This is a genomic window from Fervidobacterium gondwanense DSM 13020 (assembly GCF_900143265.1).
GTDB classification, from domain to species: Bacteria; Thermotogota; Thermotogae; order Thermotogales; family Fervidobacteriaceae; genus Fervidobacterium; species Fervidobacterium gondwanense.
Window position 1 is genome coordinate 13,051 of sequence record NZ_FRDJ01000010.1, and the last position, 14,117, is coordinate 27,167.

Annotated in this window: 15 protein-coding genes and 2 tRNA genes; 5 read left to right on the forward strand and 12 right to left on the reverse strand. The window is 40.2% G+C overall.

The features are described 5' to 3' along the window. Positions 1 to 15: 15 nt before the first annotated feature. Both BUA11_RS07975 and glf read right to left on the reverse strand, forming a co-directional pair. A complete protein-coding gene (locus BUA11_RS07975; RefSeq protein ID WP_072760283.1) occupies positions 16 to 1,068 on the reverse strand; it encodes a glycosyltransferase in 1,053 nt (350 codons plus the stop codon). After that, positions 1,058 to 2,170, reverse strand: coding sequence for a UDP-galactopyranose mutase (gene glf / locus BUA11_RS07980; protein WP_011994602.1), 1,113 nt, complete (start codon positions 2,168 to 2,170; stop codon positions 1,058 to 1,060). The genes BUA11_RS07975 and glf overlap by 11 nt, the downstream gene beginning before the upstream one ends. An 85-nt stretch (positions 2,171 to 2,255) precedes the next feature. On the opposite strand from glf, the gene BUA11_RS07985 reads away from it, so the two are divergent. Beyond that, positions 2,256 to 2,329 (forward strand) — tRNA-Gln (locus BUA11_RS07985). A gap of 34 nt (positions 2,330 to 2,363) precedes the next feature. Here the strand turns inward: BUA11_RS07985 and hisS are convergent. From hisS to BUA11_RS08005, 4 genes are read right to left on the reverse strand one after another with little or no spacing between them, the layout of a single operon-like run. Continuing rightward, a complete protein-coding gene (gene hisS / locus BUA11_RS07990) occupies positions 2,364 to 3,629 on the reverse strand; it encodes a histidine--tRNA ligase (RefSeq protein ID WP_072760285.1) in 1,266 nt (421 codons plus the stop codon). Next, positions 3,614 to 4,327, reverse strand: coding sequence for a tetratricopeptide repeat protein (locus tag BUA11_RS07995; protein WP_072760287.1), 714 nt, complete (start codon positions 4,325 to 4,327; stop codon positions 3,614 to 3,616). The genes hisS and BUA11_RS07995 overlap by 16 nt, the downstream gene beginning before the upstream one ends. Positions 4,328 to 4,343: 16 nt before the next feature. Further along, the gene (locus BUA11_RS08000; protein WP_072760289.1) at positions 4,344 to 5,180 is read right to left on the reverse strand and encodes a Cof-type HAD-IIB family hydrolase; all 837 of its coding nucleotides are present in this window, start codon (positions 5,178 to 5,180) and stop codon (positions 4,344 to 4,346) included. 37 nt (positions 5,181 to 5,217) lie between these two features. Further along, complete coding sequence (locus tag BUA11_RS08005) at positions 5,218 to 6,297, reverse strand: glucose-1-phosphate thymidylyltransferase (protein ID WP_072760291.1); 1,080 nt, start codon at positions 6,295 to 6,297, stop codon at positions 5,218 to 5,220. Positions 6,298 to 6,571: 274 nt separating this feature from the next. Between BUA11_RS08005 and glnA the strand changes: the two genes are divergently transcribed. The 4 genes from glnA to BUA11_RS08025 all read left to right on the forward strand — a co-directional run bounded on the left by glnA (position 6,572) and on the right by BUA11_RS08025 (position 9,602). Further along, on the forward strand, positions 6,572 to 7,942 hold the full coding sequence (gene glnA / locus BUA11_RS08010) for a type I glutamate--ammonia ligase (RefSeq protein ID WP_072760293.1): 1,371 nt from the start codon (positions 6,572 to 6,574) through the stop codon (positions 7,940 to 7,942). 155 nt (positions 7,943 to 8,097) lie between these two features. Continuing rightward, positions 8,098 to 8,472 (forward strand): PadR family transcriptional regulator, encoded by a 375-nt coding sequence (locus tag BUA11_RS08015; protein ID WP_072760295.1) that lies wholly within the window; start codon positions 8,098 to 8,100, stop codon positions 8,470 to 8,472. Positions 8,473 to 8,506: 34 nt separating this feature from the next. Next, positions 8,507 to 8,935, forward strand: coding sequence for a NifB/NifX family molybdenum-iron cluster-binding protein (locus BUA11_RS08020; RefSeq protein WP_072760297.1), 429 nt, complete (start codon positions 8,507 to 8,509; stop codon positions 8,933 to 8,935). 154 nt (positions 8,936 to 9,089) lie between these two features. Then, positions 9,090 to 9,602: a hypothetical protein gene (locus tag BUA11_RS08025; RefSeq protein WP_072760299.1), complete on the forward strand. Its 513-nt coding sequence runs from the start codon at positions 9,090 to 9,092 to the stop codon at positions 9,600 to 9,602. Between the two features lie 626 nt (positions 9,603 to 10,228). Here the strand turns inward: BUA11_RS08025 and coaE are convergent. From coaE to BUA11_RS08055, 6 genes are all read right to left on the reverse strand, one after another. Continuing rightward, a complete protein-coding gene (coaE, locus tag BUA11_RS08030; protein ID WP_072760301.1) occupies positions 10,229 to 10,759 on the reverse strand; it encodes a dephospho-CoA kinase in 531 nt (176 codons plus the stop codon). Continuing rightward, complete coding sequence (locus tag BUA11_RS08035; protein WP_084634422.1) at positions 10,756 to 10,974, reverse strand: hypothetical protein; 219 nt, start codon at positions 10,972 to 10,974, stop codon at positions 10,756 to 10,758. Before BUA11_RS08035 ends, coaE begins: the two co-directional genes overlap by 4 nt. After that, positions 10,974 to 12,335, reverse strand: a complete 1,362-nt coding sequence (locus BUA11_RS08040; protein ID WP_072760304.1) for a glucose-6-phosphate isomerase — start codon at positions 12,333 to 12,335, stop codon at positions 10,974 to 10,976. Before BUA11_RS08040 ends, BUA11_RS08035 begins: the two co-directional genes overlap by 1 nt. 91 nt (positions 12,336 to 12,426) lie before the next feature. Continuing rightward, positions 12,427 to 12,939, reverse strand: a complete 513-nt coding sequence (locus BUA11_RS08045; RefSeq protein ID WP_072760305.1) for an adenine phosphoribosyltransferase — start codon at positions 12,937 to 12,939, stop codon at positions 12,427 to 12,429. Between the two features lie 39 nt (positions 12,940 to 12,978). Next, positions 12,979 to 13,920, reverse strand: a complete 942-nt coding sequence (locus tag BUA11_RS08050) for an inorganic phosphate transporter (RefSeq protein WP_072760306.1) — start codon at positions 13,918 to 13,920, stop codon at positions 12,979 to 12,981. Between the two features lie 117 nt (positions 13,921 to 14,037). Then, a tRNA-Thr gene (locus BUA11_RS08055) sits at positions 14,038 to 14,114 on the reverse strand. Between the last annotated feature and the right edge of the window lie 3 nt (positions 14,115 to 14,117).

Here is a 14,117-nt window from a genome sequence, read left to right on the forward strand (position 1 = left end):
AACTCTCACCCTTTTCTATTTCGATAATATTCTGTTTATAATTTCCTTTACATTTTCACCGCTGGCTAACTTTTTGCCCAATTTAATAGTGTTTTCTCTCCATACTTGATAATCCTTTTCAGATACTTTACTTAGTATTTCATCAATTTCTTTCAAAGAATTTACCCCAAAACCTATATTGTATTCCTTTACGGTTTCGTATATTGCCGATTCTTTCCAAACAATTAGCGGCAATCCGCTAACTATATACAAAGATGCCTTATGAGGAGAATTGTATTTAAGATAGTGTCCGACCGTTCCGCTTATTCCGTTGACTTCTTCACCGTCCCATACTAATCCAAAGTGTCCTTCAATTTTGTATGGAAGTTCATCGGGATGAAACACACCTTTGTATTCCAAAACGCCGTCTTTTGTATCACCGTCATAACCTTTTCCGTATAGATAGACTGTGTAATTTAACGGGTTTACTTCTTTTATTATCTTTTTCAAGAATGTTGATTTTGAAAGATTACCTGCGAAAGAAATTACGTATTTTCCTAAACTTGGTAGAGTCTTGCTCATAACTCTTTCGTATACTGGGGTATCGAGGATGTAATCAAACAAGCCGAGAATGTAGATTTTTCCCTTATATCCTAATTTCTCTTTTATATAATCTGCCATTTTCTTTGAATGACATACTGCATGTGTAAAGTTTGAGAATACAAGCTTTTCCCTTGTGAAATCTATGCTTCTTGCAAGTCTTATACTTTCTATATCGTGAATTACAATGCATCTTTTGGCATTTTTGAACGCCTTCCTTAGTGCAGGGGCTATTAACAAATCGAGCCCTGTTCCGTTTTGGAAAAACACGATGGCATTATTTGCGAAATTTCGCTTAAGGTACAATGAAATAAGCCTACTTAGACTGAAAATCCTTGAATTACTATCACTTGCTTTTTTGAAAATGTCGACTCTTTTGAATTTAGCACTCTCAAAAATGATTTCGACGTCATTTTTGGCCTTGTAACCCGCATTAAATTTACTGCCCCAGTGAAAATATGGGACGTAATAAATCTCTTTACCTTCCATTTAACCACACCTCTGTCTTCCTAATTGAAGCTGTTATTACTTCATCCATGTTATAGTACTTGTATTCCGCTAATCTTCCGACAAATATATATTCACCTGTCCTTTCTAATCTTTCGACTTCCTCAGTATATTTTTTCCTTCTTTCCATGTTTTCACTTGTCATAACTATGTAGTATGGTTTGCCATGTGCTGTTGGATATTCAAAACAAACAGTAGTTTTCGAAGATTTTTCATCAAGAAAATGTTTGTATTCAGTTATTCTGGTCCAGTCATAGTCGTTTGGGTAATTAACCACAGCAACCGGTTGGTAGAACTCTATATCAAACGTTTTCAATACAAGATTTAAAGACCTGTACTCTAACTTTCCATGCGAAAAATCAAAAAATCTGTCCAATTCACCAGTATATACTACAAGGCTTGATTTCAGGTAATCTCTGATTTCAAAATAATCTATTCCCATCATCACTGTAATGTTGTCATGGTTCAGAATATTTTCGACGAGTTTTGTGTAACCGTATTTTGGTATGCCTTGATATTTATCAGAGAAGTACCTGTCGTCTCTGTTGGCCCTTACAGGTATTCTTTTTGCTACATCGGGTAATAGTTCTTCAGGATCTCGTTCCCATTGTTTAATAGTATAATTTTTGAAGAAAAGCTCATAAAGCCTTTCGCCAACTTGTGAGACAATAACATCGCGGAAATTTTTAGGAGGATTGTTGAATTTTGATTTCTTAACTTCATTTGATAAAAACTCTTCAACTTCGTATGTGGCAATATTGATGCCGAAAACTTCGCACAAAGTATCTCTATTGATCGGAAAGGGTATTAATTTACCCTCTGCGTAGCTTAGAACTTTGTGTTGATAATAATTGAATTCAGTGAACTTATTGACGAATTCCCAAACTGTCTTATTGTTTGTGTGAAATATGTGTGGACCATAAGTGTGAACCGTTATGCCATTATTATCTTTGTAATCATGGCAGTGACCAGCGATGTGTTTATGCTTTTCGATAACTAAAACCTTTCTACCACTTTCAGCCAAGATTCTTGCTGCTGTTGAGCCAGCTAAACCTGCACCAACTACTACGGCATCAAAAAACATTAAAAAATCACCTCTTCGTATTCTTATTTTACATAATTGACATTCTCAACCTTGAATGATAAAATATATCTTGCCTTACGGCTTTTGGGAGGTCGTCTAATGGCAGGACTGCGGACTCTGGATCCGCCAGTGGAGGTTCGAATCCTCCCCTCCCAGCCAGTTTAAGAAAGCCCCTTTTCGGGGCTTTTTATTTTTATCTCATGTCATCCAACATATCTTTTATTCCACTTGCCACAAAGTTTATTTCGAATTCAAATTGTTCGCCTGTCTCCATGTTCTTTATCATCACAACATTTTTCTCAATTTCGTTCTCACCGATTATTACGCACAATTTTGCGCCCGTTCTTGCTGCGTTCTTTAATTGTGCACCTAATCCTCTTTCCATTATTTCTAAATTCACCGCTATTCCTTCGTCTCTGAGCTGCTGAGCCAATCTAAATGCAACATTTCGCACTTCGCTTCCGCCAAAGTGTGCGATGTATACCTCGTTTATTCTCATATCCTCAACTTCCACATTCTCAGCCTTTATCGCAAGGACTAACCTTTCCATACCCGCGGCAAAACCGAGCGCAGGAACATCTTTTCCTCCGATTTCCTTTATCAACCCATCATACCTTCCGCCACCTGCGATTGCGCTCATCGCACCGAGTTTGTGGTGGTGGACTTCAAATACTGTCCTGTTGTAGTAATCGAGCCCTCTAACAAGCCTCGGGTCCTCGATGTATTTTATCCCAGCAGTGTCAAGCAGTTCTTTCAACTCTTCGTAGTGCTTACGTGCATTTTCGCCTATGTAATCGATAAGCTTTGGAGCATTCTTTGCATACTCTACATCTACCTTACAATCCAAAAGTCTGAGAACATTTCTTTCGTATCTAACTTTACAGTCATCGCACAACTTGTCTAAATGTTGTGAATAATATTCCTTTAGGGCTTCTTTGTACCTTGCCCTGTCTTCAGTATCACCGAGAGTGTTTATATGTATCTCAAAATCTACCAGCCCAATTTCCTTTAAGAACTCATTGACAAATATTATTAACTCAGCATCTGCAAGTGGGGAAGGGCTTCCGAAAATCTCTGCACCAAACTGGTGAAATTGCCTTTGCCTACCAGATTGTGGACGTTCGTACCTAAACATCGGTCCGATGTAGAAATACTTCTGTGGGAAACCGACAGTTATTAACCCATTTTCTACAAAAGCCCTGACAACTGGTGCAGTTCCCTCGGGTCTCAACGTTATACTTCTTCCGCCCTTGTCTTCAAAAGTGTACATTTCTTTCTGAACGATGTCTGTATCTTGCCCAACACTTCTAACAAATAATTTAGTCTCTTCAAAAATCGGTGTTCTAATCTCCGTGAAACCGTACAGCAGCGACAATTTCCTCGCCTTTTCCTCTATCCAGTACCAAAACTTCATCTCCTGCCCGTACAAATCCTCTGTTCCCTTTATTTTTTGGTACACAGTTTTTCCACCTCCGAAATTCGCTTCTTCGCATCATCCTTTGCGCCTTCGTCTACAAATTTCCATTCTGGTCTTATGGGTAACTCCAATACCTTGGTGTAATACTCCAAAGCTTTGCAGTAATCCTTCTTCTTTTCAAAAAGTCTCCCGTACATATAGTAAGTGTACAAATGATTCGGATTATTCTTCAAAGACCTTCCCAAATACTCTTCAGCAAGCGCCAAATTTGGGAATAATGGAACTTCGAGATTTCTAACTCCTGCAAGAAAGAACGGTTCCCATTCGTTAGGTCCGTATTCCATAGCTTTATTCAAATTGTAGTCAATCTTGCCAACTAACGTCAGAGCGAGCAGATTATTTTTCTGAACCCTGTGAGAAAGCACGACGGCTAAGCTATAATACCCTTTCCAGTATTTCGGATTCTCTTTTATTACTCTATCAGCGATATTGTAGGCCTTCTCGGAATATTCATATCCCTTACCGCCCCAGCTGTACAATTCCGTGTAGCCAATAACCACATCGCATATCTCAGATACGCTCAATCTTTCTAAATCTAAGTTTTTGAGAAACTCATCGAGCTCCTTTGCTTGTCTGTTACCTATCATATATTGAATTTTGTAAGAAATTTCACTTTGGGCAAGAACTAAGACATTAAAGAGCACGAAACATACAAACAGAAAACTCAATAATCTTCGCATTTAAACTCCCTTTAACTTATACTCTTCCATTCAGTGCCCATTTCCTAACAGCATATGCCACTCCAGCTTCATCGTTTGATTTTGTTAAAAACCTTGCATATTTCTTTACTTCTTCATGCCCGTTTTCCATAACCACTGGATAACCTACGATTTTCAGAAGTCCTATGTCGTTGAAGCTGTCTCCCAAATACATCGTCTGCTCGTGAGTCACGTTGAAATACCTCAGCAGATATTGAAAAGAAGATTCCTTTGAAGAATTTGGACCAAAGACTTCATAGAACGTTTCATTACCTAATGTGTTGTTTTTCACAACACTCGTTTGGTTCTGAAATCCATCCAACGCTTCCGAAATTGCCTTTACAACAGTTGGCTCGTCACCAACAACTGCAATTTCCGCAATCGAATTCTTTGTTTTTAGATATTTTAACACATCATCGACAACATTCAATCTCCAACTATTTTGCTCCAGATATTTCGAAAACGTACCGCTGTACGGCTCATCGACGTACATATCTTTCTCTTCAAGAAAGTCTCTATAGACTATGTAAAACAAATTATTTCTTCTTGCACTCTCAACAACGCGAATAGCTATCTGTACGTCTAACTCGGACTTGTAAATAACCTTGTCTTCCATCCATTGATAGATGAAAGCCCCGTTTTGAAAAATAACAGGCACATCGAGTCCAAGTTCTTCTATGTAAGGCTTGGCAGAATAAAAATTCCTGCCGGTTGCAACACTTACGTGCAAACCGTTCTCCATCGCTTCACGGAGTGCCAATACATTATCTTTTGGTATATGCTTTTCTTCGTTCAGCAACGTACCATCCAAATCAGTTACTATTAACTTAACCACTAAGAATACCTCCTTATTTATCCCCTTACCCCACGGCTCAGCGGGACACAACAACCTTACCTAAATCTCCGACTATTATCTGTACTCCTTTTGGTTTTCCATCGTTTTCAATGATTTCGACTTTCTTACCTATCAACGAAGAATCAATCCTGTACGAGAAATTCGATATCTTCACTTCGTCCATTAGGATAGAATTCTCTATCTCACAATTCTCAATAAGTGTGTTATTACCGATTGAAGTATAAGGTCCAATGTACGCATTTGAAATCGTGCAGTTATCACCGATAATCACAGGTCCTCTAATTACACTGTTCACTACCTCAGTGTTCTTTCCAATGCTCACTCTTCCCTGCAGTACCGATGTTGCTTCCACAGTACCTTCTATCTTAAACTCTTCAATTACATCGTCGAGGATCTTGTGATTTGCTTCAATCAAATCCTCAGGTTTTCCTGTATCCTTCCACCAACCGTAGATGATATGGCCCTCTACTGTCTCCTTGTTCTGAATCAACCAGTCTATAGCGTCTGTAATTTCCAGCTCATTCCTCCACGATGGCTTTATATTCGCAATTCCCTCGAATATATCCTTTCTGAACAGATACAAACCGATTATCGCAAGATTTGAAGGTGGCTCTTTTGGCTTCTCAACGGTTTTAACAATCTTGCTTCCTTCCATGACAGCGATACCGAACCTTGTTGGGTCCTGAACTGGCGATAACATAATCAGAGCGCTGAGTTCCTTCTTCTCTTCGAATTCTTTGACAAAAGGTCGTATATCATCCATGATGAGGTTGTCGCCAAGATACATCATGAAATCTTCATCGCCGAGGAAATCCTTTGCCATCAGAACGGCATGAGCAAGCCCTTTTGGCTCTGGCTGAAGGATATATGAAAGCTTTACGCCATACTTAGAACCATCGCCAAGCGTTTCTTGGAAATCGTTGATATTTTCTGGGCTTACTATCATGCCTATCTCATGTATACCCACGCTCTTTATCTTCTCGATTGTGTAGAGTATAACTGGTTTATTTGCAACTGGAATAAGGTGTTTAGCTGTTGTGTAAGTAAGTGGTCTCAACCTTGTTCCTTTACCTGCGCACAGAATAATTGCCTTCACTGACAATTCCCCCTTCCGATTGAATGTTGTAGCATTGTAGCAAATCAATTATATTACAAAATTTCGCATTTTCAAAGAAATTTACAGTTAAGAATTCTGTACATACACAAGTATACTGAAGAATCATTAAGAAACTGTGTGAACAAAGGCAGATAATTAAAGACAGGTGTTATTTCTGATGTTAGTGAAAATTTGGACGATTTGGATTGCTCATGCCCTAATGTTATCATTAAAATGCATAGCTATCGAAAATCAAACTTTGGGAGGGACGAAAATGAGCGCTTCTCATGTTTTGAAGCTTATCGAACAGGAAGGAATTAATTTTATCGACCTAAAAGTAGTTGACCTCTGGGGTAGATGGAGGCACGTAACATTAGCCAAGACAAACTTTTCCGAAAAGACTTTTACTGAAGGTGTAGGATTTGACGCGTCGAATCTTGGATATGCAGAAGTTTTCAGCAGCGATATGGTGATAATCCCAGATCCAGAAACAGCAATGATAGAAGAGTACGATAGCGAGAAAGTCCTCTCGATGATATGCGATGTCTACGAAGTAGAGAACATGACACCGTGCTCGCACGACCCGAGGACAATACTTAAAAAGACTCTCGAATCGATAAAAGACATAGCTGATGAAGTTTACCTCGGACCAGAGTACGAATTTCATATATTCGAAGACGTAAGATATGATGTAAAATCAAACAGAGTCATGTTCGAAATAGACAGTGCAGAAGGGTTTTGGAAATCGAGCGAGACAGGGGAGTATTTCATAGGCAGGAAGAAAGGATACCACAGAATCCCGCCATTTGACAAATTCATGGAAGTAAGAAACGCGATAGTCAAGAAACTTCTGGAATACGGCGTTCCGGTAAAATACCACCACCACGAGGTTGGCACATGCCAAGTTGAAATAGAACTTCCACTCGTTGAAGCTCTAAAAGCAGCGGACTACACAATGATAGTCAAGCACGTTGCAAGGCTTGTGGCAAAACAATACGGCTACATCGTAACATTCATGCCAAAACCGATGTACGATGAAGCAGGAAACGGAATGCACGTACATCAATTCTTAAAGAAGAATGGTAAAAACATCTTCAATGGCGACAAACTTTACAACCTTTCACAAGAAGCGCTCTACTACGTTGGTGGCATTTTGAAGAATGCACCAGCTCTCATGGCATTCACCAATCCGTCTACAAACTCATACAGACGTCTTGTCCCAGGATTTGAAGCGCCGACAAACGCAGTATTCGCACTTGCCAACAGAACATCGGCGATTAGAATACCTGCATACGTGAAAGACCCAGAAAAGCGCAGAATTGAATTCAGAACAATAGACGCCACATGCAACCCATACCTTGGATATGCAGCCATGATACTTGCTGGCGTGGATGGAATAAGAAGAAAAATAGACCCAACCGCTGAAGGCTTTGGCCCATTTGAAGGAGACATGTACGAAAAAGAACTCAAACCACTTCCAAAATCGCTCGAAGAAAGCTGTAAAGCATTAGCTGAAAACAATCAATTCCTAACAACATTCCCGAAAGAACTAATAACCCACTGGATAAATGCAAAACTTGTGGAAGAAAGACAAGTAAACGCAATACCTCATCCAAAAGAATACGACCTATACTTCGACGTTTAAAAAATAGTTCCTCCTCGTACCAGTACCCCCAGCCCTCGCTTCCAGCCAGCGAGGGCTTTGTTTTTTCAAAAAAATATATTGACAATTTCATATTACTGATATATAATCAGTACTGTGAATTGACTAATACATACGAAAAGAAAGAAGGTGAGACGATGAGGCGAAGATGCGGCTGTTCAGGACACGGAATGCATGGACCGCATAGATGCGAAGAGATGGGCTTTTCCATGGGAGATTTCTTAACAGCGGTTGTCTTAAATGAGCTTTCAAAAGGAGATATGCACGGATATGAGCTGTATGAAAGAGTTTCGAATTTGGAGTACTACCCATTCAAACACGATCAGAGCGTTCTCTACAGCCTTCTAAGAAAACTAAGTAACCACGGGCTTGTTGAGTATAGAATAGAAGAAGGTAGCGGAGCACCAAGAAAGGTTTACAGCATTACCGAAACTGGAAAAGAATACCTCAAAGAACTCAGAATCTATATTCAGAAACTCAAAGAATCATTTGAAGCGTTCTTGATGAGCTAAATAGTTAACAATTTCAAAAAAGGAGGGAACAAAGATGAGATTTGCGATACCCACAAACGATAGTAAGATGGTTGCAGATCACTTTGGAAGAGCTGAGTATTTCACGATAGTGGAAATCAAAGACGGAAAAGAGTTTGAAAGGAAACTTGTTGAAAATCTCCATGCAAAAGGTCACCACGGACATCATGGACATCACGGACACGAAGAAACCCACGAAACCAGCTGCTGCAACGGACATGGAAACGGACACGGAAATGGAAACCATCATCACGGACATGACGACGTATTCGAATCGACAGGACAGATAGACGCAGTCGTAGCAGTCAGGATGGGACAGCACATGTATGAAGAGCTCGTTGAAAGAAAAATAGACATCTACCTTGTAGAGCCCGGAACATCAATCGACACGATTGTCTCAAAAATGATTTCTGGAGAATTGAAAAAGATAGAGCCGAGGAAATAACGAGGTGAAGGACAACCCCCAGTTTAATAAGCTGGGGGTTGTTTGTTTATCCAAAGTCAAGACCGTTTGTTTGAACAACAATCCCATTCTCTCAGTCAGAATATTGGAAGGTGTGTTGGCTTGAGGAGATGTACACAAGAATGGGGGGAGTATGATGAAAAAAAGTGTCAACTATTCGCATGATATTTGGTTAAGGTGCGATAGCAAGACAGGGTTGTACTATCTGACGACGGAAGTAAGAGGACTGAAGTTCAAGGAATACGGTTATCCAACATTAGAACGATACTTGGTTAAGGTGGGAGGGATGGAAAACCCCAGGGAAACGGAAAGAGTGTACATCAGCGACGCTCTGCTTAAATACTTTGGTTCTGACCTCCCGAAGTGCTTAGACGCAGAACTTATCAAGACAAAGCCCTGGACATATTACCTTGTTCCAAGCAACACTTTCCAAACATTCATTATCTTGCTTGACAAAGGTGGGTTAGTCACTTTTGTCGAAAAACTGCCGAGAAACACTCGAAATTTTGTAATCCTGCCTGCGAGTGAAGTACAGTGGGATTTGGTGGTTCTCACACTGCCAAAGAAAAGAAGAAAAGAAGCAAAAATCACGTATGCAGCCTTTTCAGGATGTTGCGGCACGAGAATGGAAATAATCATAACACCTTAGGGGGAGATTATAAGGCCGGAGTTGCCGCGGATTTAGAGTAGACTCCACCTTTTTATTCCCTTCTCTCTTCACAGTTTATGTTGACTATTGTATATACTGATATTTGTATTAACCGTTAACAAGAAAAACAATTTCCATGGTATAATACAATGTAGCTGAGCGACTCTATGAGGGGTTGAAATTCTAAGATCTAATATGCCACAAACCACAGGAACTATGGTGTTAAAAAGGCTGTTTATTGGCAAATATCTTTGTACATTCCCATAAAATTTCGACACAGTTTGCGGATCCAGTGAAGCGTTCCTAACTATTCTCACAAACTTTCTAAAGGTGTTTAGATTATATATTGCTGCATGATTTCTTCTTTTGAAATTTTAGAACTTTGTGAACCTGTCTTATATTAACTATGAGGGATTTAAAGCCATGACAAGGCCTGATTAGTGGAAGTGGTACTGGGGAAACGGAAAAGTCAGTATAGCACAGAGTTTGAGCTTCCCTACAAGGGATTGAAACAATTGTGAGCGTCGCTATGAGGGTTTGAAACATATGGCTCTTGTTTTTTCCTCATAGTGATATGTTTTGAGCTTCCCTATAAGGGTGTAAAGACCCCCAGCGAAAGCTGGGGGTTATTTATTCACATATTTTTCGTATATCTTCTCTAATCTTTCCTGCAGTTCTTCAATCTTACTGTTATTTTCAACCACTATTCCCTCTTCAACAATATCTTCCTGCCTTTTCAGTATCTCTTCAATTGTCTTTTCGTCGTACCGTCCGCTTAGACGTTCTCTTATCGTTTCAGGACTTGCAACAACTGTTATCGTCAAATCGCAATTCTTAATCCCAAGCCTTCTTTTTATCGCTGCTTCTATGACTATGTCTTTCCCTTTCAGCTCTTCGAGCCTTTTGTCTAATAGTTTCAACATTGTAGGGTGTACTATCTGCTCGAGCTGTCTTAATTTCTCTTCTGATGCAAAGACTATCTTTCCTACTTCTTTTCTGTCGTCAGTTCCGAACGTTTTCTTGATTACTTCTTTGTTTATCTCAAATGCCTTATGACCCAGTTCATCTACGTTTATGTACTCAAACCCTTTACCAACAAAAAACTTTGAGACAGTGCTTTTTCCAGTGGCTATCTTCCCCGTGACACAGATGGTCATAGCAACCTTTCACCGAGAACTTTGTCCTTCATCTTCTCATATTCGTCGTTGTTCAAAATCATGAGGCTTATGTCATCATCTATCGTTTCTGAAAGTTTCTTTACAGCATCCTGCACTGTTTTTTCATCTTTGACGACAACCACAAATTCTTCATCTTTTAGAAATATTGCAACTGGATCGAAAATTGTTTTGAGGATTTCGACGTATTCTTTCATCATTCTACTTCAACCTTTCTCTGTGCAGAATCTTGGTAATTGTATTCCTCAAATCCGCCTCTTCCCATGAGTGCGTATGTTATCTTCTTTCCAAGCTCGACACCCGGCTGGTCATATGGGTTTATATTTAGCAGATGTCCAGCGATAGCAGTTGCGAGTTCGTAGTACATGATGAACTGTCCAAGGTGGTACTCGTCAATTTTCGGGAAGTTTACGGTTATCGATGGTCTTCCGTGCTTTGCAAGTGCAAGCTGCGTTCCTGTTTGTTCACTGTTGAGGAGTGTTGAGAGTTTCTTGCCACCCAAGTATGCCAGCTCTGGTTCGTTTTCGTGGAGTTTTGGAATTGTTATTTCTCTTTCGAACTGCTCAGTTCTCAAGAATGTGATTATCTTGTCATCTGGACCTTCGTTGTAGAGCTGTACTTGTGAGTGCTGGTCTACCGCACCGAGTGCTTTAACCGGTGTCTGACCAACGTTCACTTTATTTCCATCGTTGTCGTACATCTTTCCGAGGCTCTCTGCCCAAAGCTGTCTGTACCAGTCAGCGAGGTAATACAATCTGTTCGAATATGCCATCATAACAGAGATATTTCTGCCTTTTTTGTAATGCAAGTAATGTGTTACTGCAAGCAACGCTGCAGGATTTTCCCAAAGCGGCGATTTTATGGTTTTTTCGTAAGCGTCCTTTGCGCCGATTATGAGTTCTTCAATATCCAAACCTGCTGCTTTGGCAGAAAGCAATCCAACTGGAGTAAGGACGCTGAACCTTCCGCCAACATCTGGTGGTATATCAAGCATGCGTATGCCTTCGCTTCTTCCGAGTCTTCTCAGTACACCTTTTTCCGGGTCTGTTGTGAAGATTATATGTTCCTTCGGGTCTAATCCGTACGCATCGAGTATTCCGCGAACAATGAGGTAGTTTGCCATTGGCTCTGCCGTTGTACCAGACTTAGAGATTATATTGAATAGCGTTGTCTTCGGGTTTATACAATCAAGCACAGCGGCGAGATTATCTGGATCCACGTTGTCAACGACGAAAATCCTCAAAAATCCGTTTCTTTCTTCAACATTCATAGAATTCCAGTTGAACGGTCTTAGTGCGTTTTGAAGGGCGATATTTCCAAGTGCTGAACCGCCAATACCAAGCACTACGAGACTGTCGAATGTGAAGATAAAATCGCTCAGTTCGTTTACCGAGTCTATCCATTTTCTTGTAAGAACGGCATTAACGAAGCCTGGTTTGTTTTCGTCAAGCTTTTTCAAGAATTCTTCCACTTTTCCGGAGTAAGAATCTATTTCTGTGTAATCAAGCCCTCCTGCAACATTCTCAGAGAGGGTGTAAGTCAAATCGAACTTTAACACGTTAAGGCACCTCCGTTTTTTGCTCTCTTAATATTCTAATCTAAATATTACAACGATTGATTGCTAAGTCTGTTTTCTGATTTTTAAAGAATTAATACTTGATAGGTGCAATTATTGGAAGATCCTTAAGCAAATCCCTTGGATTAAGGTATGTGAGCTCAATTAAAAACGCACTTGCAACGACTTGACCTCCAACTTTTTCGACCAATCTCTTAAGTGCCAAAGCAGTACCGCCAGTTGCAAGAACATCGTCGACGATTAGTACTTTTTGCCCGGGTTTTATAGCATCTTCGTGTATATGGAGTTCCGCTTTCCCGTACTCGAGTTCGTATGTATCGCTTATCGTTTTGTATGGGAGTTTTCCAGGTTTTCTCACAGGAACAAATCCATTGTTTAGAATATATGCAAGTGGAGCGCCTATCATGAATCCTCTTGCTTCTGGACAGACAATAACGTCGAACTCGTATTTCTTTGCTTCTTCAACAATCGTATCGATAGCGTGTTTAAAAGCTGTTGAGTCTTTGAGAAGAGGGGTTATATCTCTGAATATAACTCCTTTTTGTGGGAAGTCTGGAATGTCTCTTATAAATGCCTTTAGGTCCACTTTGAAATGCACCTCCGTTTTGTTTTTTACGCATATATTTTACCACAAAAGTTTAAATATTGAAAATAGTAATGCGGAAAATATACCGCTGTACAGTGGGGCCTGCAACCAAGAGAATAGTACTCTGTTAAATATCCTTTCGTTGCGAATCCTCGTACCTCTGGCATACCCTACGCCGACTATGCTTCCGACTATTGAATGCGAAGCCGATATTGGCAAACCAATAGCGGAGAATAACCACAAAGTTACGGCGGATGCACTGATACTTACCATCGCTGAAAAGTCATCAAGCGCAACAAGCTCTCTTCCAATTGTATTAATACTGCGTTTTCCGAAAAAATAAACTCCAACAACGAGGGATAATCCACCGACTAATAACAGCAAATACGGATTAACACCCTGGGAAAGTAGAAGTCCTGTGATTTTTCCGGCATTATTGGCTCCGAAAGAAAATGCACCGTAGAGTGTGAAAGACCATAAGAAAGTTCTCAACACCAATTCTCTGACGCCTAAGTTTTTAATGCCTCTAAAAATTAACGCAAAGATTTTAAAGAACAAATATGCGATTGCAAACGAAGCAACAGGTGTGGCGAACCAGCCCAAGGCTATGAACAAAAGCACTTCTGTATTTACTTCTTTCAATAAGAACCCTACTCCAACACTTGCTCCTACAATTGCCTGCGTCATTGAAATAGGCAAATTAGCTCGCAAGAAAAATAAGGCAACCGCTGCTGAGGAGATGTTTATTATAAGCGCTCCGGCTGTATCTACCTTGACGAGGTTTGATGCAACTTTCAAATTTGGCATACCTTCAATCAAAGAGCCCAAAAGGATGAAAATTATAGAAAAATAAAGGGCTTTTCTCATTTTAAAGATGCCGTTTGCTATCGTTGGACCGAGGAGACTTCCGGCATCGTTGGCGCCAATAATTACAGAAACGACAACAGATGGTAAAAGCAGCAAAAATACCGTAAAGTTCATCTATCCCACCCCTGGAGAAATATTAGCAAGACTGAGAATATAATTATACAACTATTTGCTCATCTTTGGCAATAAAAAAAACAAAGAGGGCACAACTGTACCCTCTTTTCTGGTTTTTGGAGCAGGCGGTGGGACTCGAACCCACACCCTCCTCCTTACCAAGGAGGCGCTCCACCTCTTGAAGCTACGCCTGCACC